Genomic DNA, 21313 nt, shown 5'->3' with positions numbered 1-21313 from the left:
CCGCGCGGGCCGGGCCGGCCCGCTCCCGTACCGCACGACGCACCACCTGTACGTACACGTCACCAGCAAGGACCCCATGAGCCAGCACCACGCCGACTCCAGCGCCGCCGTCGCCCCCGCTGTCCTCCCCGCCCAGGCCGGGCCCGCCGCCCCGGCGCCCGGCGCCGACTGGTGGCGCGAGGCGGTCATCTACCAGGTCTACCCGCGCAGTTTCGCCGACGCGAACGGCGACGGCATGGGCGATCTGGCCGGTATCCGCGCCCGTCTGCCGCACCTGCGCGACCTCGGCGTCGACGCCGTGTGGCTGAGCCCCTTCTACGCCTCGCCGCAGGCCGACGCGGGCTACGACGTCGCCGACTACCGTGCCGTGGACCCGATGTTCGGCGATCTGCACGACGCGGACGGGCTGCTGCGCGAGGCGCACGCGCTCGGGCTGCGCGTCATCGTCGACCTCGTGCCCAACCACTCCTCCGACCAGCACGAGTGGTTCAAGCGCGCCCTCGCCGAGGGCCCCGGCTCGCCCCTGCGCGAGCGCTACCACTTCCGGCCCGGGCGCGGCGAGAACGGTGAACTCCCGCCGAACGACTGGGAGTCCGTCTTCGGCGGCCCCGCCTGGACCCGCAGTGCCGACGGCGAGTGGTACCTGCACCTCTTCGCGCCCGAGCAGCCCGACTTCAACTGGGAACACCCGGCGGTGCACGACGAGTTCCGCTCCGTGTTGCGCTTCTGGCTCGACATGGGCGTCGACGGTTTCCGCATCGACGTGGCGCACGGGCTCGTGAAGGCGCCCGGGCTGCCCGACGTCGGCGACGCCGAACAGGTCAAGCTGCTCGGCAACGGGGCGACGCCGTACTTCGACCAGGACGGTGTCCACGAGATCTACCGCTCGTGGCGGCGCGTCCTCGACGAGTACGACGGCGCCCGCGTCTTCGTCGCCGAGGCGTGGACCCCCACCGTCGAACGCACCGCCCACTACGTGCGCCCCGACGAACTCCACCAGGCGTTCAACTTCCAGTACCTCAGCACGGACTGGTCGGCGCCCGCGCTGCGCGAGGTCATCGACCGCACCCTCGCGGCGATGCGGCCCGTCGGAGCCCCCGCCACCTGGGTGCTCTCCAACCACGACGTCACCCGGCACACCACCCGCTTCGGCAACCCGCCGGGGCTCGGCACCCAGCTCCGCACCCCGGGGGACCGCGCGCTCGGCCTGCGCCGCGCGCGGGCGGCGACCCTCCTGATGCTCGGGCTGCCCGGCTCCGCGTACCTCTACCAGGGCGAGGAACTGGGCCTCCCGGACGTCGTGGACCTCCCCGACGAGGTGCGCCAGGACCCCTCGTACTTCCGCGCGGCGGGCCAGGACGGCTTCCGCGACGGGTGCCGGGTGCCCCTGCCCTGGACGCGCGAGGGGAGTTCGTACGGGTTCGGGCCCGGCGGGAGCTGGCTGCCGCAGCCCGCGGACTGGGGCGGCCTGAGCGTGGAGGCGCAGACCGGCGTCCCGGGCTCCACGCTGGAGTTCTACCGCGCCGCGCTCGCCCTGCGCCGCGCACAGCCCGCACTCGGCGCGGGCACCGAGGTGACCTGGCTCCACGCGCCCGAGGGCGTGCTCGCGCTGCGCCGGGAGACGGCGGACGGGCGGCCCATCGTGGTGACCGCCCACACGGGAAGCGCCCCGGTCACCGTCCCGTGCCCCGGTGAGGCTTTGCTGAGCAGCGGGGACACGCTCCCGGTCGCGGGCGCGGACGGGAACGTGGTGCTCACGCCGGACACCACGGTGTGGTGGCTGGGCTGAGCTGAGTGGACCCCCGGCCGGGTGCCGGGCACGCCCCACGGGGGAGGACGTGCCCGGCACCCGGCGTATCCGGTGCGTGGCGCCGGAGCCGGGTGCGTGAGGAAGCGAGCGCCGGGCACGCGGTATCACCGACGCGCGCTGGGGGGCGGGAAACGCGGCAAACGACTGCGCGTACGTGTCAACCGCCCCTGAGGCGGGTACCCAGCCGTCTCCCGATGTTCCGGAGAGCACCGGACGTGGTCGGTCCCGCGCTCTTCGGGCACCACGGCTGCTCCCCGTCCGGGGTGCCGCCACCCGCCCGCTCCGGAAGGAACCCCATGGCAACGGCCCGCGTCGTGGCCCCCGTCTCCACCGCCGACCCGCTCAGGTTCCCCGGGCTGCTGCTCGGTGTGGGCCTCGGCGGCTTCGTGGACGGCATCCTGCTCCACCAGCTGCTCCAGTGGCACCACATGCTCACGAGCACCGATCACGACCACATCGGGGTGCGCTACTACGACCCGCACACCGTCTCCGGGCTGGAGATGAACACCGTGTGGGACGGGATCTTCCACGCCGTGTGCTGGCTGAGCGTCCTGGGCGGCCTGGCCGTCCTGCACCACAGGGTGACCGAGGGCCGCAGGGCCGTGTGGACCTCGCGCGCCCTGTGGGGGTGGGTGCTCGTCGGCTGGGGCCTCTTCAACCTCGTCGAGGGCGTGCTCGACCACCACGTGCTCGGTATCCACCACGTCCGAGGCGGTCCGCACCAGCTGTGGTGGGACCTCGGTTTCCTCGCACTCGGCGCCGTCCTGCTCGTCCTCGGGCTCCTCGTGCGCGGCGGCGGTGGCCCGCTTCGTCGACCGGGTGAGGCCCCCACGGCGCGGGGGACCGGGGCGTGAGGGCGGGGGCGACGGCGATGACAGGGATGACGGGCGGGCAGGCGGGGGCCTGGGAGCGGCTCTTCCCGCTCCTCCTCGTCCCGCTCCTGCTCGGCGCCGCGGCGGCCTACCTCGCGCTCACGGTACGGGCCGGGCGGCGCGCCCCCTGGCCCGTCGCCCGTACCGCCGCCTTCGGTACGGGGCTCGCCCTGCTCGCCGTCGCGCTCCTGCCTCCCCTCGGCGGCGCCGGGCACCACCCCGGCTTCGCCGGACACATGGCCCAGCACCTGCTGATCGGCATGTACGCGCCGCTCGCCCTCGTGCTCGGCGCGCCCCTCACCCTCACCCTGCGCGCCCTGCCCGCCGCCCGCGCCCGCCGTCTCACCGCCGTCCTCGCCAGCGCGCCCTGCCGCCTCCTGGCCCGTCCCGCGCCCGCCTTCCTCCTCGCCACGGGCAGCCTCGTGCCGCTCTACTGCACGCCGCTCTACGACTGGTGCGCCGCCCACCCCTGGACCCACCCCCTGCTCCACCTGCACTTCCTGCTCGCCGGCTGCCTGTGGGCCCACGTCGTCGCCGGCCCCGACCCCTTGCCCGCGCGGGCCGCCGTGCGCACCCGCCTCGTCTGGCTCGGCGGAGCCATCGCCGTCCACGCGCTGCTCTCGCAGGCCCTCTACGGGGGCTGGGGCACCGTCGTGCACGCGCCCGTCGACGACGTACGCGCCGGTGCGCAACTCATGTACTACGGCGGCGACATCGCCGAACTCCTCCTCGCCGCCGCGCTCGTCTCCACCTGGCGGCCGGTGCGCGCGGCCCGGGTGCGCCCGGTTCCCTGAGGCCGACGAACTTCCCGTACGAACCCGTGCGGGACCCTCCCACGAGAGGAGAACCCCATGTCCGATTCCCCCGGACCCGACCACAGGCGCAGCGACCGGCGCGCCGCCGCTCCGCAGGACGGCGCGGGACACCGCGTCCCCCGGAGCGGCGAACGCACGCGCGGCGGCGCGGGCCACCAGGCGCACGGCACCGACAAGGGCGCCAAGGGCGGCGGCGAGGGCGGCGGCACGCCCCCCTCGCAGCGGCCCGACCACCCCTGACCCCCCACCCCGACCCGCCGTCCGGGGCGGGAACGTCCCCGGACATCAGGAGCGGCACCGGCGGGGGACGCGGCACGGCTCGCCGCCCGTGTCCCCCGCCTCCGCCGCGCGGCAGCGTGCGCCGCCCGGAAGACGAGGGACGCCGGAAGACGAGGAGCGCCCTCCTGACACGGCGTGGCGATTCCTCCCGTTTGCGCACTTCGTGTTCCGGCGGCACACAATGGCCCAGCACCCGGAGCGGTCCCGTACGGTCCGTGCCGGGTCCGAGCGGTCGTGCCCACCGGGGGCGCCGCCCGAGCCGGGAGGACACCGTGCGCACAGCTCTCCGGACCACCCCCGCCGTCCTCGCGTCGGCCGCGCTCGCCCTGCTCGCTCTCGGGGCCGCCGGGTGCGGCGCCGGCGGGCAGCGCGCCGAGGCGGCGCAGGACACCGTTCTGGAGGCCGCGGGGGCCCGCGGGCCCGACCCCTTCACGGCCTCGGCGACCCGCGCGGTGCCCACGCCCCTCACCCGGACGGAGCAGCCGCTGCCCGAGGGCGAGGGCGGCGAGGACGACAAGCCCCGCCTGGTCGCGGGGGACACCCCCGGGCTCTACGCGGGCCTGCCGGCGGGTACCGGCTGCGACGTCCGCGCCCAGTCCCGGCTGCTCACCGCCGACCGCCCGCGCGCCACCGCCTTCGCCCGCGCGGCCGGGACCCCCGCCGCCGGGCTCGACCGCTGGCTCGACGACCTCACCCCCGTCGTCCTGCGCGCCGACACCGTCGTCACGGCCCACGGCTACGCCAGGGGCGAGGTCACCACGTACCGCGCCGTCCTCCAGTCGGGCACCTCCGTGCTCGTCGACGCGCGCGGCGTGCCCCGGGTGCGCTGCGTCTGCGGCAACCCGCTGGGGCCCGCGAGCGGCGACAGCGTCGGGACGCCGCGCGGCGCGCGCTGGAAGGGGTACGAGGGGGGCGAGGTGCGCGCCGTGGCGCCCGCCGCGCGCCCCCTCTCCGCGCTCACCCTCGCGGACCCCGCGCACGGCCACTGGCTGGAGCGGCCCGTGGGCGACGACGGCACCCACGACCACGCGGTACGGGAGCCGAGCGCGATGCCCAGCGCGCCCCCCACCGAGCCGCCCGACGAGGAGCCGAGCCCCGAGTCCTCCGGGCCCTGGGAGACCGTGCCGCCCTCCACCGAACCCGGCGAGACCCCGACCGGGGACGGTCAGGAGACGGCCCGGAGCGTGCGGCTCGGGCCGGGCACCGAGGGCTGAGGGGGAGCCCCGGGACGGGCGGTGCCGGGTGCGGAGGCCGACGCTTCGGGCGTCGGGGCTGTCCCCCGCCTCCACGACGGAGCAAAATGGTATAAAACCTACCTTTCGGGGGCGGGTGCTCGGAGCAGAGGCCCCCACCCGGCGGAACCGGACGAGGGCCGAGGAGCTTCATGGCAGAACGGGGAGCGATGCGACACAGCGCGACCACCGGCCCCCGCCCGGAGCCCACGCCGCGCCCCGAGCCCGTGCCCGCCCCCTCCGGCGACCCGACGGGGGAGGCCGCCACCCGCCCGGACGACTGGCCCGCCCGCCCCGACCCGATCCTCGCCATGAACCGCATGGGCAGCTTCGACTGGGACCTCGACAGCGGCCGCATGCACATGGACCAGCAGGCGCTCGCCGTCTTCGAACTGCCCCGCGAGCGCTTCGACGACATGGCCACCACCGCGTCCGCCCAGATGCCCCGCGCCGAGCGCGACCGGATGGCCGCCCTCGTCAAGGACGCCATCACCGCGGGCCACGAGACGTACGCCGGCTACTTCCGTATCCGCCGCGCGGACGACTCCCTGCGCTGGACCCACACCCAGGGCTACATCCGCCGCGACGCGGACGGCCGGGCCCGCCGCATCTTCGGCATCGTGCGCGACGCGACCCAGGAGCTGAGCGACACCACCGCCCGCCGTGAGCAGGCCTCCGAACTGCGCCGCCGCACGACCGTCGTCGAGCGCACCACCGCCGCCCTCGCCGCCGCCCGCACCGTCGGCGACGTCCTCGACATCCTGCGCGAACAGGACGGCCTCGTGCGCCTCGGCGCGGACTCGCTCGTCGTCGGCCTCCTCGAACAGGGCCGTATCCGCCTCGTCGCGGACGGCCCGGCCGACGGCTTCGTCCCCGGCACCCGCTGGACCCGCGTCGACGAGCCGTACCCCATGAGCGACGTCGTGCGCACCCTGCGCCCCGTCTACCTGGAGACCGCCGACGCCTTCGCCGCCGAGTACCCCCGCCTGTGGGCCGGCATCAGCCACCTCGGGCTCGTCGCCGCCGCCTACCTGCCGCTCGTCGCGCAGGGCAAGCCGATCGGCTCACTCGGCCTCTTCTACCGGCACCCGCACCCCTTCTCCGCCGAGGAGCGCAACGTCCTCATCGCCCTCGGCAGCAGCCTCGCGCAGAGCCTCCAGCGCGCCATGCTCTACGAGCAGGAGAAGGACCTCGCGCAGGGACTCCAGCAGGCGATGCTCCCGCGCACCATCCCGGACGTGCCGGGCGCCGAGGTCGCGGTGCGCTACCGGGCCGCGAGCGCGGGCCGCGACGTCGGCGGCGACTGGTACGACCTCGTGCCGCTGCCCGGCGGCCGCACCGGCGCCGTCATCGGCGACGTGCAGGGCCACGACACGCACGCCGCCGCCGTCATGGGCCAGCTCCGCATCGCCCTGCGCGCCTACGCGGCCGAGGGCCACCCGCCCGCGACCGTCATGGCCCGCACCTCGCTCTTCCTCGACGAACTCGACACCGACCGCTTCGCGACCTGCCTCTACGCCGAGGCCGACCTCAGCACCGGCGTGCTCCAGCTCGTGCGCGCCGGACACCTCGATCCCTTCCTCATGGCGCCGGACGGCTCCGCCCGGCGGGTGCCCGTCCCCGGGGGGCTGCCGCTCGGGCTCTCCTCGCAGTTCGCCGCGCTCGACTACCCCGTCTCGACCCTGGAACTGGACCCGGGCGCGACGCTGCTCCTGTGCACCGACGGGCTCGTCGAAGTCCCCGGTGCCGACCTCGACGACGGCTTCGCGAAGCTCGCGACACAGCTGCGCACAGGGCCGCGCGACCTGCGGCTGCTCGCCGACCTGCTCACCACCGGCGTCGAGCGGCGCGGCGGCGAGGACGACGTCGCCGTACTGCTCCTGCGCCGCCGCGCCACGGCGGACGCCCCGCTCTACGGCGGCAGACTCCAGCAGCACGTCGCGCCGGGCGACCCGCGCGACCTCGCCGAGGCCCGCCGCATGATCCGCTCCGCCGTCCGCTCCTGGGGCGCCGGCTCCCGTGCCGACGACATCGAGCTCGCCACGGACGAGCTGGTCGTCAACGCGCTCACCCACACGGAGGGCCCGTCACTCGTCACCCTGCGCGTGCTGACCGGAGCCGTGCGCCGCCTGCGCGTCGAGGTCGAGGACGCCTCCAGCGCCCTGCCCAGACGCCGCGAGGCGGACGCCGAGGGGCAGTCGGGGCGCGGGCTCATGCTCGTCGACCTGCTCGCGGACGCGTGGGGCGTGGAGGCGCGGGGCGCGGGCAAGTGCGTGTGGTGCGAGTTCGAGGTGCGAAGGCCGGGCGAGCAGCGCGCGGAGCCGCACCGGGAGGCGTGAGCCGGGCCCCCGGCCGGGGGCTGGCTTTCGCGCCGCCGGAGAGGCAATCTGGGAGCTATGCCCGAACTGCCCGAGGTCGAGGCCCTGCGGGACTTCCTCGACGACCACCTCGTCGGACGCACCCCCACGCGCGTCCTGCCCGTCGCGGTCAACGTCCTCAAGACCTACGAGCCGCCGCCGAGCGCCCTCGTGGGGCACGAGGTCACGGACGTACGCCGGTACGGGAAGTTCCTCGACCTCGTCACGGACGGCGGCCCCCACCTCGTGACGCACCTCGCCCGCGCCGGCTGGCTGCGGTGGCAGGACAAGGTGCCCGGCACACCGCCGAAGCCCGGACGCGGCCCGCTCGCGCTGCGCCTCGAGCTCGACGACGGCTCGGGCTTCGACCTCACCGAGGCCGGGACCCAGAAGCGCCTCGCGGTGTACGTCGTCGACGACCCGCGGACCGTCCCCGGCATCGCCCGCCTCGGCCCCGACCCGCTCGCCCCCGGCTTCGACCGCGCGGCCTTCGCGGAACTCCTGCGCGGCGAGCGCCGGCAGCTCAAGGGCGCCCTGCGCGACCAGAGCCTCGTCGCCGGGGTCGGCAACGCGTACAGCGACGAGATCCTGCACGCCGCGAAGCTCTCCCCGTTCAAGAACGCGGGCCGCCTCACCGAGGAGGAGACGAGCCGCCTGTACGAGGCCCTGCGCACGACCCTCACCGAGGCCGTCGCGCGCTCCCGTGGCCTCGCGGCGGGCCGCCTCAAGGCCGAGAAGAAGAGCGGCCTGCGCGTCCACGGCCGCACCGGCGAGCCCTGCCCCGTGTGCGGCGACACGATCCGCGAGGTCTCCTTCGCGGACTCCTCGCTCCAGTACTGCCCGACCTGCCAGACCGGCGGCAAACCCCTCGCCGACCGCCGCCTGTCCCGGCTCATCAAGTAGCCCTCGGTGGCCGGGGGTACGCTGCGGCCCACCGCCCGCCGCCACCGCCAGGGGAGCCCGTGGACACCGTCTTCTCCGCCCGCGTCATCGAGTGGCGCGGACCCGCGCCCTTCTACTTCCTCCCGCTCCCCGAGGACGAGTCCGCCGACCTCCGGGAGGTCGCCGCCGTCGCGACCTACGGCTGGGGCTGCGTCCCCGTCGAGGCCCGCCTCGCCGGGACGGCCTTCACGACCTCGCTCATCCCGCGCGCAGGCGGCTACCTCCTCCCCCTCAAGAAGGCGGTGCGCACCCCGCACGCGATCGGCCCCGGCGACGAGGTGACGGTCGAGCTGACGGTCCGCGTCTGAGGCGCGTCCCGGCACCGTGGGGCGAGCCACCGAACCTCACTCGTACGGGCGAGGCGCCCCGTTGACGCGAGAAGGTGGCTCCGCCCCCGGGTCGCCCCGGGCCCGTACCGCCTAGACTCCAGCGCCATGCTGCGTGTACTGGCCGTGGACGACGAGGAACCCGCGCTCGCGGAACTGCTCTACCTGCTGCGGGCCGACCCGCGCGTCACGAGCGCCGAGGGCGCCACCGACGCGACCGAGGCGCTGCGCAGGCTCGGGCAGGGGATGGAGGACGGGGGCGGCGCGGAGCCCGTCGACGTGCTCTTCCTCGACATCCGCATGGCCGGGCTCTCCGGGCTCGACGTGGCACGGTTGCTCGCCGGGTTCGCGCGGCCCCCGCTCGTCGTCTTCGTCACCGCGCACGAGGACTTCGCCGTCACCGCCTTCGACCTCAAGGCCGTCGACTACGTCCTCAAACCGGTCCGCAGGGACCGCCTCGCCGAGGCCGTGCGCCGCGTCGTCGAGCGCGTCGAGGCCCGCGAGCCGCGCCCCGCGCTCCCGGCCACCACGACCGCCGCGCACGTCCCCGTCGAACTCGGCGGCGTGACGCGCCTCGTGCCCGTCGCCGACATCGCCTACGCCGAGGCCCAGGGCGACTACGCGCGCCTGCACACCGCCGAGGGCAGCCACCTCGTGCGCGTCCCGCTCACCACCCTGGAGGAGCGCTGGCAGCCGCACGGCTTCGTCCGCATCCACCGCAGCCACCTCGTCGCCCTCCACCGCGTCGAGGAACTGCGCCTGGACGGCGGCGGCATGAGCGTCCGCATCGGCACGGCGGTCCTCGCCGTCTCCCGCCGCCACGCGAGCCGCCTGCGCGAGTTACTGCTCAAGCGGGCGGGGGGTTGACCCGTTCGCGCGCACTGCCGCGCTCCACCTGCACGCCTTTCGCCCCAGCCCCTGTCACCCCTACACTCCGCCCGTGCCCGCAGAGCAAGCTCCCCGCCGCGAGGTCGTGACGGGGGACCGCAAGGCCGTGCGCCGGCCCGGCGGGCGGCGCACGCAACTGGAGATCCACGAGCAGACCCCGCTCGGTGCCGCCTACGTGCGTTCCCTCATGCGCAGTCAGCTGCGCACGGGCCTCGCCGCGCTCGCCGTCCTCGCGCTGCCCGTCGTCACACTCCCCCTCTTCCTCGGCGCCCTGCGCAGCCCCGCCACCACCTGGGCGGTCCTCGGATTCGCCTGCTATCCCGTGCTCGTCGCCCTCGCGTGGGCGTACGTGCGCAGGGCCGAGCGCAACGAACGCGACTTCGCCCGCCTCGTGCGCGGCGCCGAGCACCCGCACGAGCGGATCGGCCCCCTCCCCGCGCCCCGCCGCGCCGACGACGGGCACGGTGCCGCGTGAACCAGGCGTACGCCGTCCCCGCCGTCGCCGCCGTCGTCCTCGCGACCGTCCTGATCGGCGGCTTCGGACTGCGCATCTCGCGCACCACCTCGGACTTCTACGTCGCCTCGCGCACCGTGGGCCCCTCGCTCAACGCCGCCGCGATCAGCGGCGAATACCTCTCCGCCGCCTCCTTCCTCGGCATCGCCGGACTCGTCCTCCTGCACGGCCCCGACATGCTGTGGTACCCCGTCGGCTACACCGCCGGTTACCTCGTCCTGCTCCTGCTCGTCGCCGCGCCACTGCGTCGCTCCGGGGCGTACACGCTCCCCGACTTCGCCGAGGGCCGCCTCGAATCGGCCACCGTGCGCCGCGCCGTGAGCGGCTGCGTCGTCGGCGTCGGCTGGCTCTACCTGCTGCCCCAGCTCCAGGGCGCGGGGCTCACACTCGCGATCCTCACCGGGGCGCCGCGCTGGTTCGGCGGCGCGCTCGTGGCGACCGTGGTCGTCCTCGCGGTCGCGGCCGGCGGGATGCGCAGCATCACCTTCGTGCAGGCCTTCCAGTACTGGCTGAAGCTCACCGCGCTCCTCGTCCCCGCCTTCTTCCTCCTCCTCGCCGCGCACGGCGACCCGGCCGCGCCCGCCGGGCTCCCCGCCGAGAGCGCCTACCTCGGCGGCGCCGGCTCCGGGCAGCCGCTCGCCACGAGCCGCGCCGACCACCCGCTCTACGCCACGTACGGGCTCATCGTCGCCACCTTCCTCGGCACGATGGGCCTCCCGCACGTCGTCGTCCGCTTCTACACGAGCCCGGACGGGCGCACCGCGCGCCGCACGACCGTCGTCGTCCTCGCCCTCCTCGGCGCCTTCTACCTCCTCCCGCCGCTCTACGGCTGGCTCGGCACCCACTACGCGCCCGAGCTGAGCCGCACCCAGGACGCGGACGCCGCCGTGCTGCTGCTCCCCGGCCGGGTCGTCGGGGGCCTCGGCGGCGACCTGCTCGGCGCCTTGGTCGCGGGCGGTGCCTTCGCCGCGTTCCTCTCCACCGCCTCGGGGCTCACGATGGCCGTCACCGGCGTGCTCACCCAGGACGTCCTGCCGCCGCGCGGGCTGCGCCACTTCCGGCTCGCCGCCGTGCTCTCGGTCGGCGTGCCGCTCGCGGGTTCGCTGCTCGTCGCCGGGGTCCCGGTCGCCGACGCGGTCGGTATGGCCTTCGCGGTCTCCGCCTCGTCCTTCTGCCCGCTGCTCGTGCTCGGCATCTGGTGGCGCCGCCTCACCCCGCCCGGGGCCCTCGCGGGGCTGCTCGCGGGCGGGGGCAGCGCGCTCCTCGCCGTCACGCTCACCGTCGCGGGCGTCGTGCGCACCGGGTGGCTGCACACCCTGCTCGCCTGGCCCGCCGTCTGGAGCGTCCCCGTCGGCTTCCTCGCGATGATCCTCGTCTCGCTCGCCACCCCGAAGAGCCTCCCGCCGCACGCGGGCGCCACGATGGCCCGCCTCCACCTGCCGGAGGCGCTGCGCGCCGACGACGACCCCCTCGGGGAGCGCCCGTGACCGCCCCGGGAGGGCGCCCGTGACCGCGACCGCCCTGCTCCTCGCCCTGTGCCCGCTCCTCCTCGCGGGCGGCTTCCTCCTCGGCCGCCGCACCGCCCACCCGGCGGGCCGCAGCGACCTCGGCACACCCGTCGAGCGCGCCACCTTCGAGACCCTGCACACCGCCTCGCTCGCCGCGCCCCCGCTGCGCGCCGGGCTCGCCGACCTCGGCGAGGAGAGCGCGCGCAAGGCGCTGCGCAGACTCCGTACGCTTCTGGGCACCGAGGCCCTGTGCCTCACCGACGAGGACCGCGTGCTCGCCTGGGCCGGGCACGGCGAACACCACGCGGCGCACCTGCCCGCGCGCCTCGAAGGGGTGCTCGCGCACGGGCGCAGCGCCGCCTTCGACTGCGGCTGCGCCCCCGAGGCGGGCTGCACGTCCCGCTGGGCGGTCGCCGCGCCCGTCGTGGTCGAGGAGCGCGTGCTCGGCGCGCTCGTCACGTACGCGCCGCGCGAGTCGGCCGTCCTCGCGCGCGCGCTCGACGAGGTGGCCCGCTGGGTCTCGGTGCAGCTCGAACTCGCGGAGCTGGACAACTCCCGCACGCGCCTGATCGAGGCCGAGATCAAGGCGCTGCGGGCGCAGATATCCCCGCACTTCCTCTTCAACTCGCTCGCGGCGATCGCCTCGTTCGTGCGCACCGACCCGGAGCGGGCCCGCGAACTGCTGCTCCAGTTCGCCGATTTCGCGCGCTACTCGTTCCGCAGCCACGGGGACTTCACGACGCTCGCCGACGAGTTGCACTCGATCGACCAGTACCTCGCGCTGGTCCGCGCCCGCTTCGGGGAACGGCTCTCGGTGACGCTTCAGATCGCGCCCGAGGTGCTCCCCGTCTCCCTCCCGTACCTGTGCCTGCAACCGCTCGTCGAGAACGCCGTCAAGCATGGTCTGGAGGGCGCGGTGACGCGCAGCCGCATCACGATCGGGGCGCGGGACGCGGGCGCGGAGGCCGAGGTCGTCATCGAGGACGACGGCGTCGGCATGGACCCCGAGCGGCTGCGCCGCGTCCTGCGCGGCGAGGGGGGCCCGGGGGCGGGCATCGGGCTGCTCAACGTGGACGAGCGCCTGCGCCAGGTCTTCGGCGAGGACCACGGCCTCGTGATCGAGACGGGGGTGGGCGCGGGCACGCGCATCACGGTCCGGCTGCCGAAGTACCACCCGGGCGTGCACTCGACCCCGATGCCGCACCGCGCGTGACCGTGACGGTTCCCGGCCTCCGCGCCACCCGCGCCGCAGCGCTCAGAAGAGGTGGATCGCCAGGTGCCCGAGCGGCAGCCCGAGCCGCCACGCCGCCGTCCACACCTTCGGCCGCTCCTCCTCCGGGACCGCCGCCCCGCCCGGCACCGCGTCCAGGTCCGGGGCCAGCAACTCCGTCTCGCGCAGCCACCGCCAGGCCCCGCGCGCGAGCCGCAGTTCGGCGCGGCGGCGCGGCCCCGGGCGGGACGCGGCGGCCTGAGCGAGCCGCTCGGCCACCCAGTCCTGCCACGGCTGGTCGTGCGCGGTGAGCGCGAGCCAGGTCTCCAGCTGCGTGATGACCCGGATGCCGCTCAGCTCGTCCTCGGTGTCCGCCAGGTAGACCGTCAGCGCGAGCGCGTCGCGGCCGGCGCGGAACTCGAAGGAGTCCGGGGGCATCAGATCCCCGCTGCGCAGCAGTTCCTCGGCGATGTACTCGGCGTACAGCCAGCCCATCGGAACCACGAGTGTGCCGGTTCCGGCCGTCTCCCCGCTCCCGTTGCCCATCGCGTACGTCCTCCTCAGATCGACGAGTACAGCCGATTACCCGAGGGGCCATCACGGCAAGCGTCTTTACGGAGACTTGACTCAGTGTCCGGTTTCAATGCGTCGCGGGGGTGTATCCGGGCAGAACGCTCCGTAGGGAGCGCAGCGCGTAGTAGGCGCGTGATTTGACGGTCCCGGCGGGGATGCCGAGCGTCGCCGCCGCCTCCGCGACGCTCGCGCCCCGGAAGTACACCTCGACGAGGACGTCACGGTGTTCGGGGCTCAGTCCGCGCAGCGCCTCGCGCACGTCGAGCGCGGCGGCGGAGCGGTCGGCGTGGTCGGCGCACGGCGGCGCGTGGTCGAGCAGCACCTCGCCGACCTCGGCGGGGCGCGCCCTGCGGGCCCGGCGCGCGTCGATCGCGAGCCGCCGCCCGACGGTGAAGAGCCAGGGCCGCACCGAGGCGTAGTCGGCACGGCGCAGCGCCTCGGGGTGCTGCCAGGCCCTCACGAGGGTCTCCTGCACGAGGTCCTCGGCGCGCTGCCGGTCGCCGTCGCACAGCCGCAGCAGCAGCGCGAAGAGCGCGTGGCCGTGTGTCCGCTGCAACTCGGCGAGTTCGCGTTCCCCCGTGCGCTCGCGGGGCCGCTCCCGCTCGGCGTCGAGCGCCCCCGCGCGGCGCGGGGAGCGCTGGCGCGGGATGGCGGAGAGGGCGGCAGGCATCGTCGTCGTCGGCGGTGTCATGGCGGTATGCCAGCGCACCCGCCGCCGGGCGCACATACGCCGTACGCGGCTGTGCGACGGGCGGTCGAAGCGCTCGACGAGCGGTGCGACGAACGGTCGGCACGGGCGCGTACCGGGTGGCGGGGGAGCGGGCGGACGGCGCGAACGGGGGCGCGTGCGCCGGGGGCCGGGGCTGTTGCGGTTGCATTCGCGCGCCGCCCGGGATGGGGACTTGCGTGCCCTGGCGCGGCTATGTCTTGTCGGTTTGTCATATTTACGCACGTGTGTCGTCCTCCGGAGGTCGCCATGCCCCGCCCCGCGCTTCCCCGCGCCGCCCGCCCCCGCCCCGTCCGGCCGCGCCTGGCCCGACTGCGCACCGGCCTGCTGCTCGCAGGCCTCGCCTCGACCGCCACCGCGTGTGCCGGACTCACCGGCTCCGAGAGCGCCCCGGCCGTGCACGCCCGCCCCAGCGGCGCGGGCGGCGCTCCCGCCTCGCCGCCCGCCTCGCCGTCGCCGTCCGACAACCGCCGCGCCTTCACGCTCCTCGCCTCGGGCGACGTCCTCCCGCACGACTCGGTCATCCGGGCGGCGCACGCCGACGCGGGCGGCAAGGGCTACGACTTCCGCCCGATGCTCTCGGGCGTCGAACCCGTCGTCTCGCGCGCCGACCTGGCGATCTGCCACATGGAGACGGTGTACGGGGACGATGACGGCCCCTACACCGGCTACCCCGACTTCGTCTCGCCCCCGCAGGTCGCCACCGCCCTCGCCTCCACCGGCTACGACTCCTGCTCGACCGCGTCGAACCACAGCCTCGACGACGGCACCGCAGGCGTCTCGCGCACCCTCGGCGCCTTCGACCGCGCGGGCATCGCGCACGCGGGCACCGGGCGCAGCGAGGCGGAGTCGCACCGGCCCGCGTGGCTCACCGCCGGCGGCGCGAAGGTCGCCCAGCTCAGCTACACGTACGGCACCAACGACAAGCCGCTGCCGAAGAACGCGCCCTGGACCGTCCGGCTCATCGACGAGGGCCGCGTCGTCCAGGACGCGCGCGCCGCGCGCGAGGCCGGCGCCGACGTCGTCGTCGTGAGCATGCACTGGGGCACCGAGTGGCAGACCGCCCCCGACGCCCAGCAGCGCCAGCTCGCCGAGGCGCTCACCGCCTCGCGCACCGGTGAGCGGCCCGACATCGACCTCGTCGTCGGCACGCACGCCCACGTCCCGCAGGCATACGAGAAGGTCAACGGCACGTGGGTGATCTACGGCATGGGCGACCAGATCGCCGGCCGGATGATCAACGACGAGGACGTGCACGACCCGCGCGGCAACGAGAGCACCCTCGGCCGCTTCACCTTCAGCCCGCCCGCGAAGCCCGGTGCCCGCTGGGAGGTCACCAAGGCCGAGTTCCTGCCCCAGTGGTACGACCTCAAGGTGAACCGCGTCGTCGACGTGGACGACGCGATCGCGAAGGGCCGCGACCTCACCGCTGTCCGCGACCGCCTGCGCAAGGCCGTCCTGAGCCGGGGCGCGGCGAAGGACGGGCTCGTGGAGGGCCGCTGAGGCCGTCGCGGGGCGGGAAGGGGCGGGGTCGCTCCGCCGGGAGCGCGCGCCGGTGCGGTGCGCGTCCCCCGCCCCGCGCCCGGCTTCCCTCCCCGCCTACGGCACCACCGTGACCGGCCAGCGGCCCGTCTTGACGAGACGGATCGCCACCGAGCCCACGAAGCGGTGGCCGGCCTGCTCCGAGGCCCCGACCACCACCGCGTCCGCCTTGAGTTCGTCCGCCGCCGTCACGAGGCCCGTGTACGGATCGCCGCGGAAGGTGTGGAACTCCCAGCGCAGGTCGAAGATGCCCTTGAAGAGCTCGGTGCCGTGGCGCAGTTCCTCCATGATGGACTCGGCGATCTCGTCGGTCGTCTCGGCCACGGGGGCGCCCATCGCGGCCCCCGCCGAGAGCAGCGGCTGCACGTACACGAAGGCCAGGAGCGCGCCCTGCCGCCTGGCCAGTCCGCCTCCGTAGGCCGCCGCGCGGGAGGAGGAAGCGGAACCGTCGACGCCGACCACGATCACCTTCGGTCCGTCGGTGCCGCGTTCGAACTGGGATGGCTTCTGTTCGGTCACGCAGTGAGGTTAGTGCCTGGCCCCGGCCGGTCACAGTGCTGGTCCGGCCGGGTGTACCGCACACCTTGTGACGGCGTTGCGCCGGTGCCCGAAGTGTCCGGAGTGCGTGGGATCTGCCCATGCACGCGGTACGAAGCACAGTCGCGCCCCGCCGCGAACCGGACCCCGCGCCCGGCGCCCCCTCGCGCCGGGCACTGCTGCGCACGGCCGGGTTCCTCGCCCTCACCCCCCTCGCGGCGGCCTGCTCGGGCGCGACCGGCGCGCGGCCCCCCGGGGCGACGACCCCGTCCCGCCGTCTTCCCCCGCCCCGCGCCCACCGGGCGCGGCCCCCCGAGAAGAGCGACGCGAAGCCCCCGGAGCCCGTCCCGGGCCCCCGTACCTCCGCCCCCGCGCCCCCGGTCCGCACCGCGCCCTTCGCCCGGCTCTCCCGCGCCGGGCACGCGCTCGCGCTCACCTTCGACGACGGGCCCGACCCGCGCTGGACCCCCGAAGTCCTCGCCGTGCTCGCGGCCCACGAGGTCCGCGCGACCTTCTTCGTGTGCGGCAGGGAGGCCGCGAAACACCCGGCGCTGCTGCGCCGCATCACCGAGGCGGGCCACCTCATCGGCAACCACACCTGGGACCACCGCAGGCTCACCGGGCTCGGACGCGCGGCCGTCGAGGAGGAGATCGTCCGTACCGGCGAGACCGTCCGCCGCGCCACGGGCCGCGCCCCCGCCTGGTTCCGCGCCCCTTACGGCGAGTGGGACGCGAGCGTGTACGCGCTCGGCGCCCGGCACGGCATGGAACCGCTCGCCTGGAGCGTCGACACGCAGGACTGGTCCCGCCCCGGCGCCGCCGCGATCACCCGCAGCGTCCTCGCCGGGGCGCGCCCCGGCGCCGTCGTCCTGTGTCACGACGGCGGCGGGGACCGCTCCCAGACGGTCGCAGCGCTGCGGCGCTTCCTGCCCCGGCTCACGGCGGACGGCTGGGACCTGGTCCAGCCGGACCGGCGGCTGACGTAGGGAGCCCCGTCGGTCGCGGGCGCCGCTACTTCGACTTCAGGTGCCCCAACGGGTGCGCGCCGCCCGCCAGTTCCGCGCGCGCCCTCGCCCACGCCGTGCCATCCGTGCCGAGGACGTCGTGCAGGTAGGCCGTCGTGACGTCCTGGACGAGGGCGAGGCGGGCCGGATCCTCGTCGGTGGTCTCGGCGGACCCGTACCCGGGTATCCCGCCGAGGGAGTGCTCCCCGCCGCGGACCGTCAGCAGACTCTTGGGCCCGGGGCTGAGCGTGTACGGGTCCTTCGTCCACTCCGCCCCGCGCACCGAGAGCGGGAGGTCGTCCGCGTCCCCGGCCACGACGAGGGCGGGGCGGCGCAGCGCGGAGAAGTCCTGGCCGCGCAACCACGGCAGGTTCTCCGTGGCGAACGGCGTGAGGTCCGCGCCGCCGCTGCCCGCCGTGGCGATCAGCACGCCCGCCGAGACGCGCGGGTCCGAGAGATCCCGGGCCGTGCCGGTCTCCGGGTCGGTCACCCGCAGGCCGAGCAGCACGCCCGTCGTCTGGCCCCCGAAGGAGTGCCCCGCCGCCGCGATCCGGCCGCTGTCGACGCGCCCCGCGAGCCCCGGCACGGCCGCCATGAGCTCGCCGAGGTGGTCCAGGACGCGCTTCATGTCCTCGACGCGGTGCCGCCAGAACCGGGGCCTGCGCGGATCGTCCGCCGCGAGACCCAGCGCCTTCGAGTCCAGGTGGGTCGGCTGGATCACCACGAAGCCGCGCGCGGCCCAGTGATCGGTGAGTGGCCCGTACCCCTCCAGCGAGGAGCCGAAGCCGTGCGCGAACAGCACGACGGGCAGCCGCTCGCCGGTCGCGGGTGCGCTGACCCGTACCCGCAGTGCGGTGCCGCGGCCGGGCGCGGGCAGTTCGAGGGGCTTGACGGACAGGACGGGGGAGGGGGTGGGGAGGGGCATGGGTGGTGCTTCTTTCCGGTGATCGTCCGAGCCCTACTTGAGCGTTCAAGTGCTACGGTAGGGACCTGTCACTTGAATGGTCAAGTGCGGACGCCGAGTCCGGGACCCGGGTCCGGAGACCGCGAAGGGGAACGTCATGGCCCACAGGCGCGCGCTCAGCGCCCAGGAGGAGGACGCGTGGACGCAGCTGCACCTCGTCGCGCAGCTCCTGCCCGCCGTCATGGACCAGCGGTTGCGGCGGGACGCGGGGCTGGGGCACTACGACTACGCGGTGCTGCTCACGCTGTACCGCGCGCCCGAGCGCACCGCCGCGATGACCGGGCTCGTCGAGATCACCTCGGGCTCCTTCTCCCGTCTTTCGCACACCGTCACGCGCCTGGAGGGACGCGGCCTCGTCACGCGGGAACGGCGCGGCCCGCACCGGTACGTCTCGCTCACGGACGAGGGGCGCGAGGTCTTCCTGACGGCCGCCGCCGGGCACATGGACGAGATCCGGGACCAGGTCCTCGACCACCTGTCGCCCGAGGACGTCCGCGCGCTCGGCGAGCTGCTGCGCCCGATCGCCACGCGGCTGCGGGCGAACGCGCCGCGCGGCTGAACGTCCCGGGGCCGAAGGTCCCGCGGCCGAACGCCGGGCTCAGCGCGCCGAGCCCACCATCCGCGCGAACACGACGACGTTGCCGTCGTACCCCGTGCCCCTGTGGTACGCCCCGCCGCACGTGATGACCCGCAGCTCGGGCCCCGCCGTCGCCCCGTAGACGCGCTCGCCCGGGAAGTCGTCCTGGGCGAAGACCTCGACCCCGTACACCTCGAAGAGCACCGTCCGCCCGTCCGCCCGCTCCACCGCGATGTGCCGGCCCTTGCGCAGCGCCCCGAGGCCGTAGAAGACCGCCGGGCCCTCCTTGTTGTCGACGTGCCCCACGAGGACGGCGGGGCCGCGCTCACCGGGGGAGACGCTGCCGGTGAACCAGCCCACGAGATTGCGCTCGGCGGGCGGCGGCGCCTGCACCCACCCCTGCGCGTCGAGCCCGACGGGCCGCACGGGCGCGTCCACCCGGATATCCGCCACGCGCACCCGCCGGGGCCGCGAGAAGCGGAGCCCCCGCGCCTTGCCCGTCGCCGGCGTGGCGCTCCCCGGCGCGGCGGCGCGCGCGGGCTGCGGGGGCGCGCTCACGTGCTCGCCCGAGCCGTCCCTGAGCAGCGCGATCCCGGTCAGCAGCACGAGTGCGAGCACGCCCCAGGGCGCCCGCCCCCGCAGACTGCCCCGCCCCGCCGCTGGCTCCATCGGCTCCTCCTCCCGCGCCCTCGCTCCACGGGCAGCACGCTAGGCGCGGGGGCCGGGAGCGGCGACGGGGGATGGGCGAACGGGTGGCGAGGGCCGGGGGAGTGGCCGGGCGGGGCGGCGATCCCCGCGCCGCGCCCGCTCGACTGACGGGGCGAATGGTGCACCGGGGCGGCGTATCCCCGGGTGCGGCGCGGGGCGGGGCGGCGAAGGCTCGTGGCGCGGGGGCCGCCATCGACCGCCGGGGAAGGACCCCGGGGGCCGCCCGCTTCCCCGGAGGGCTTTCATGCGCACCATCCCCGCCGCCCTGGCCGCAGGCTGTGCCGTCGTCGTCGCCCTGGGGGGCGGCGTGCCCGCCCGGGCGAGTCAGGACGGTCCGAGCCCGCAGGAGATCGTCGTGACACCCGCCTCCGTGCCGCTCGGCGGGAGGGTCACGGTCGTCGTACGGGCCTGCACGGGCGGCACCGTCGACTCACCCGGCTTCCCCTCCGCCCGGCTGCGCCCGGTCGACGGCGGGGACAGCGCGACGGCCGCCTTCACCCTCGGCTCGGCCTCGCGGCCGGGGCGGTACGACGTCACGGCCCGCTGCCCCGGCGGGGAGCTGACCCGCCCCGCCGCCTTCACGGCCTTCCGCGGCGCGGTCCACGGCGGTGTCGGCGGGACCTCGGCGCGCAGGGCGAGCCCCGCGGACATGGCGGTCGGCGGCGGCCTCGTCGTCGCCGCGGTGCTCGGCGGCGGCGTCCTCTACCTCCGCCGCCGCGCCGAGGACCGCGCGGCCCGCACGGAGGCGCTGCGCTCACGCGGAGGGGTGACGCCGCAGGCGCGGTGAGCGCGGACGGCGCGGGCGACGGCCCCGGACCGCACGAGGGCCCGCCCAACGGTGTCATCCGCCCGCGCGCGGGGCGGCGTTCGCGCCGTCGGCGGTCAGTACCACCTCGACATCCACGGTGCGGAGGGCGTCCAGGTCCTCGCCCGCGCCGGGGAGGAACGACGCGAGGAAGCGGTCGGTGCGGACGCGGTACCACGGTCCGTCCCATGCCTCGGCGAGTATCCCCGCCACGGTGTCGGTCATCCCGCGAGTATGCCGCCCGCGTCCCGGGCCGCTCCCTCACGCGTCCGCCCCGGAGCCGCCCCCGCACGCGTCCGCTCCGGGGCCGCTCCCGCACGCGTCCGCCGCGGCTCGTTCCCGCGGCCTGCTCCCGCCGCCCGCCCGCTACGGCCTGCTTCTGCGGTACGCGTACGTCAGCACGCCTCCCACCAGCAGGGCGCCGAGTGCCAGGTTGCCCGTGGAGAAGGTGCCGGAGACGGCGCCGCCCGCTCCGGCGTGGACCCCCTTGTCCGGTGCGCGGGTGGGCGCGTGGTCCTGGTCGGCCCGCCACTCCGGTTCCGCGTCGTGCTCCGGTCCCGTCCACGGATCGGTGTGCGGCCGTCCGTCCTCCGCCCGCTCCTTCGGCCTCGGCGGTTCGGGAATCCCGGCGCCGCCCTCCGTCACTTCCAGGCGGGCGCGGTACTGGCGGCCGTCCGCGCAGTCGAAGGTGAGGTCGTACGTGGTGCCGTGGCGCGCCTGGCCGGAAAGCGTCACGTGTGCGGAGGCCCCGGGGGCGAGCGTGCGGGGCGCGAAGAGGGCCGAGCGGACCGTCGTGGGACCCGCGCAGCCCCGTACCGATACGCGGACCCGCGCCCCCGGCGCCGCCGCCTCGGGGCTGACCGCGGCGGTGAGCGGGGAGGGGGCCCCGTCGGCCAGTGCGGGCCAGGGCAGGGAACCGGCCAGAGCCGTGACACCGACGAGAACGGCGGAGCCGGTACGTTTCGGGCGCATGCGAGCCTCCCAGGCGCGGACGCGGCACGGGCCGGAGCACCCGTACCCCGCCCCGACGCTAAGGAGCCGGACCCCGCGCCGCGCCCGCTGCCGGGCGGACGGGTCACGCGGTGCCGCGCCCGGGTGAAACACCCGCCGGTAACGTGTGCGG

Annotated in this window: 23 protein-coding genes; 16 read left to right on the top strand and 7 right to left on the bottom strand. The window is 75.8% G+C overall.

What is annotated here, in order from left to right; translation table 11 throughout:
* Positions 1–76 precede the first annotated feature (76 nt).
* From ACIP4O_RS22625 to ACIP4O_RS22570, 12 genes are all read left to right on the top strand, one after another.
* Positions 77–1789, top strand: coding sequence for a glycoside hydrolase family 13 protein (locus ACIP4O_RS22625; RefSeq protein ID WP_401576940.1), 1713 nt, complete (start codon positions 77–79; stop codon positions 1787–1789).
* A gap of 317 nt (positions 1790–2106) precedes the next feature.
* Complete coding sequence (locus ACIP4O_RS22620) at positions 2107–2664, top strand: DUF2243 domain-containing protein (RefSeq protein ID WP_401576938.1); 558 nt, start codon at positions 2107–2109, stop codon at positions 2662–2664.
* Between the two features lie 17 nt (positions 2665–2681).
* Complete coding sequence (locus tag ACIP4O_RS22615) at positions 2682–3476, top strand: cytochrome c oxidase assembly protein (protein WP_401576937.1); 795 nt, start codon at positions 2682–2684, stop codon at positions 3474–3476.
* Between the two features lie 57 nt (positions 3477–3533).
* On the top strand, positions 3534–3737 hold the full coding sequence (locus ACIP4O_RS22610) for a hypothetical protein (RefSeq protein ID WP_401576935.1): 204 nt from the start codon (positions 3534–3536) through the stop codon (positions 3735–3737).
* A gap of 311 nt (positions 3738–4048) precedes the next feature.
* On the top strand, positions 4049–4990 hold the full coding sequence (locus tag ACIP4O_RS22605; protein ID WP_401576933.1) for a DUF6777 domain-containing protein: 942 nt from the start codon (positions 4049–4051) through the stop codon (positions 4988–4990).
* A gap of 188 nt (positions 4991–5178) precedes the next feature.
* Entirely contained in the window at positions 5179–7347 is a 2169-nt protein-coding gene (locus ACIP4O_RS22600; protein WP_401577292.1) for a SpoIIE family protein phosphatase, read from the top strand.
* Positions 7348–7404: 57 nt separating this feature from the next.
* Positions 7405–8268: an Fpg/Nei family DNA glycosylase gene (locus ACIP4O_RS22595; RefSeq protein WP_401576932.1), complete on the top strand. Its 864-nt coding sequence runs from the start codon at positions 7405–7407 to the stop codon at positions 8266–8268.
* Between the two features lie 59 nt (positions 8269–8327).
* A complete protein-coding gene (locus ACIP4O_RS22590; protein ID WP_401576931.1) occupies positions 8328–8615 on the top strand; it encodes a DUF1905 domain-containing protein in 288 nt (95 codons plus the stop codon).
* A 126-nt stretch (positions 8616–8741) separates the two neighbouring features.
* On the top strand, positions 8742–9500 hold the full coding sequence (locus ACIP4O_RS22585) for a LytTR family DNA-binding domain-containing protein (protein ID WP_361333310.1): 759 nt from the start codon (positions 8742–8744) through the stop codon (positions 9498–9500).
* 106 nt (positions 9501–9606) lie between these two features.
* Positions 9607–9996 carry a hypothetical protein gene (locus ACIP4O_RS22580; protein ID WP_401577290.1) on the top strand — a complete coding sequence of 130 codons (390 nt, stop codon included), beginning with the start codon at positions 9607–9609 and terminating at the stop codon, positions 9994–9996.
* The gene (locus ACIP4O_RS22575) at positions 9993–11522 is read left to right on the top strand and encodes a cation acetate symporter (protein WP_361333313.1); all 1530 of its coding nucleotides are present in this window, start codon (positions 9993–9995) and stop codon (positions 11520–11522) included. The genes ACIP4O_RS22580 and ACIP4O_RS22575 overlap by 4 nt, the downstream gene beginning before the upstream one ends.
* 19 nt (positions 11523–11541) lie before the next feature.
* The gene (locus tag ACIP4O_RS22570; RefSeq protein WP_401576928.1) at positions 11542–12756 is read left to right on the top strand and encodes a histidine kinase; all 1215 of its coding nucleotides are present in this window, start codon (positions 11542–11544) and stop codon (positions 12754–12756) included.
* A 42-nt stretch (positions 12757–12798) separates the two neighbouring features.
* Here the strand turns inward: ACIP4O_RS22570 and ACIP4O_RS22565 are convergent, their stop codons facing one another.
* Both ACIP4O_RS22565 and ACIP4O_RS22560 read right to left on the bottom strand, forming a co-directional pair.
* A complete protein-coding gene (locus tag ACIP4O_RS22565; RefSeq protein ID WP_361333318.1) occupies positions 12799–13299 on the bottom strand; it encodes a hypothetical protein in 501 nt (166 codons plus the stop codon).
* 94 nt (positions 13300–13393) lie between these two features.
* Complete coding sequence (locus ACIP4O_RS22560) at positions 13394–14017, bottom strand: sigma-70 family RNA polymerase sigma factor (protein ID WP_401576925.1); 624 nt, start codon at positions 14015–14017, stop codon at positions 13394–13396.
* A gap of 285 nt (positions 14018–14302) precedes the next feature.
* Between ACIP4O_RS22560 and ACIP4O_RS22555 the strand changes: the two genes are divergently transcribed.
* Entirely contained in the window at positions 14303–15556 is a 1254-nt protein-coding gene (locus tag ACIP4O_RS22555; protein ID WP_401576924.1) for a CapA family protein, read from the top strand.
* A gap of 96 nt (positions 15557–15652) precedes the next feature.
* Here ACIP4O_RS22555 and ACIP4O_RS22550 read toward each other — a convergent pair whose 3' ends face one another.
* The gene (locus ACIP4O_RS22550; protein ID WP_361333325.1) at positions 15653–16114 is read right to left on the bottom strand and encodes a universal stress protein; all 462 of its coding nucleotides are present in this window, start codon (positions 16112–16114) and stop codon (positions 15653–15655) included.
* A gap of 119 nt (positions 16115–16233) precedes the next feature.
* Here ACIP4O_RS22550 and ACIP4O_RS22545 point away from each other — a divergent pair, with 119 nt between their 5' ends.
* Positions 16234–17118 carry a polysaccharide deacetylase family protein gene (locus ACIP4O_RS22545; RefSeq protein WP_401576922.1) on the top strand — a complete coding sequence of 295 codons (885 nt, stop codon included), beginning with the start codon at positions 16234–16236 and terminating at the stop codon, positions 17116–17118.
* A 25-nt stretch (positions 17119–17143) separates the two neighbouring features.
* Here ACIP4O_RS22545 and ACIP4O_RS22540 read toward each other — a convergent pair whose 3' ends face one another.
* Complete coding sequence (locus ACIP4O_RS22540) at positions 17144–18061, bottom strand: alpha/beta hydrolase family protein (protein ID WP_401576920.1); 918 nt, start codon at positions 18059–18061, stop codon at positions 17144–17146.
* 136 nt (positions 18062–18197) lie between these two features.
* Here ACIP4O_RS22540 and ACIP4O_RS22535 point away from each other — a divergent pair, with 136 nt between their 5' ends.
* Positions 18198–18659 (top strand): MarR family winged helix-turn-helix transcriptional regulator, encoded by a 462-nt coding sequence (locus ACIP4O_RS22535; RefSeq protein WP_401576918.1) that lies wholly within the window; start codon positions 18198–18200, stop codon positions 18657–18659.
* 39 nt (positions 18660–18698) lie between these two features.
* On the opposite strand, the gene ACIP4O_RS22530 is transcribed toward ACIP4O_RS22535, so the two are convergent.
* Positions 18699–19346, bottom strand: coding sequence for a class F sortase (locus ACIP4O_RS22530; RefSeq protein WP_401576916.1), 648 nt, complete (start codon positions 19344–19346; stop codon positions 18699–18701).
* A gap of 283 nt (positions 19347–19629) precedes the next feature.
* Between ACIP4O_RS22530 and ACIP4O_RS22525 the strand changes: the two genes are divergently transcribed.
* A complete protein-coding gene (locus ACIP4O_RS22525; RefSeq protein WP_401576914.1) occupies positions 19630–20172 on the top strand; it encodes a hypothetical protein in 543 nt (180 codons plus the stop codon).
* Between the two features lie 54 nt (positions 20173–20226).
* Here the strand turns inward: ACIP4O_RS22525 and ACIP4O_RS22520 are convergent, their stop codons facing one another.
* Both ACIP4O_RS22520 and ACIP4O_RS22515 read right to left on the bottom strand, forming a co-directional pair.
* The gene (locus ACIP4O_RS22520; protein WP_401576912.1) at positions 20227–20415 is read right to left on the bottom strand and encodes a hypothetical protein; all 189 of its coding nucleotides are present in this window, start codon (positions 20413–20415) and stop codon (positions 20227–20229) included.
* Between the two features lie 141 nt (positions 20416–20556).
* Positions 20557–21162, bottom strand: coding sequence for a hypothetical protein (locus ACIP4O_RS22515; protein WP_401576910.1), 606 nt, complete (start codon positions 21160–21162; stop codon positions 20557–20559).
* Between the last annotated feature and the right edge of the window lie 151 nt (positions 21163–21313).

The sequence above is a fragment of the Streptomyces sp. NPDC088923 genome, assembly GCF_044749745.1.
Classification (GTDB): Bacteria; Actinomycetota; Actinomycetes; order Streptomycetales; family Streptomycetaceae; genus Streptomyces.
Note: the sequence above shows the minus strand (reverse complement) of the source record. Positions and strands in the feature narration are given on the sequence as shown.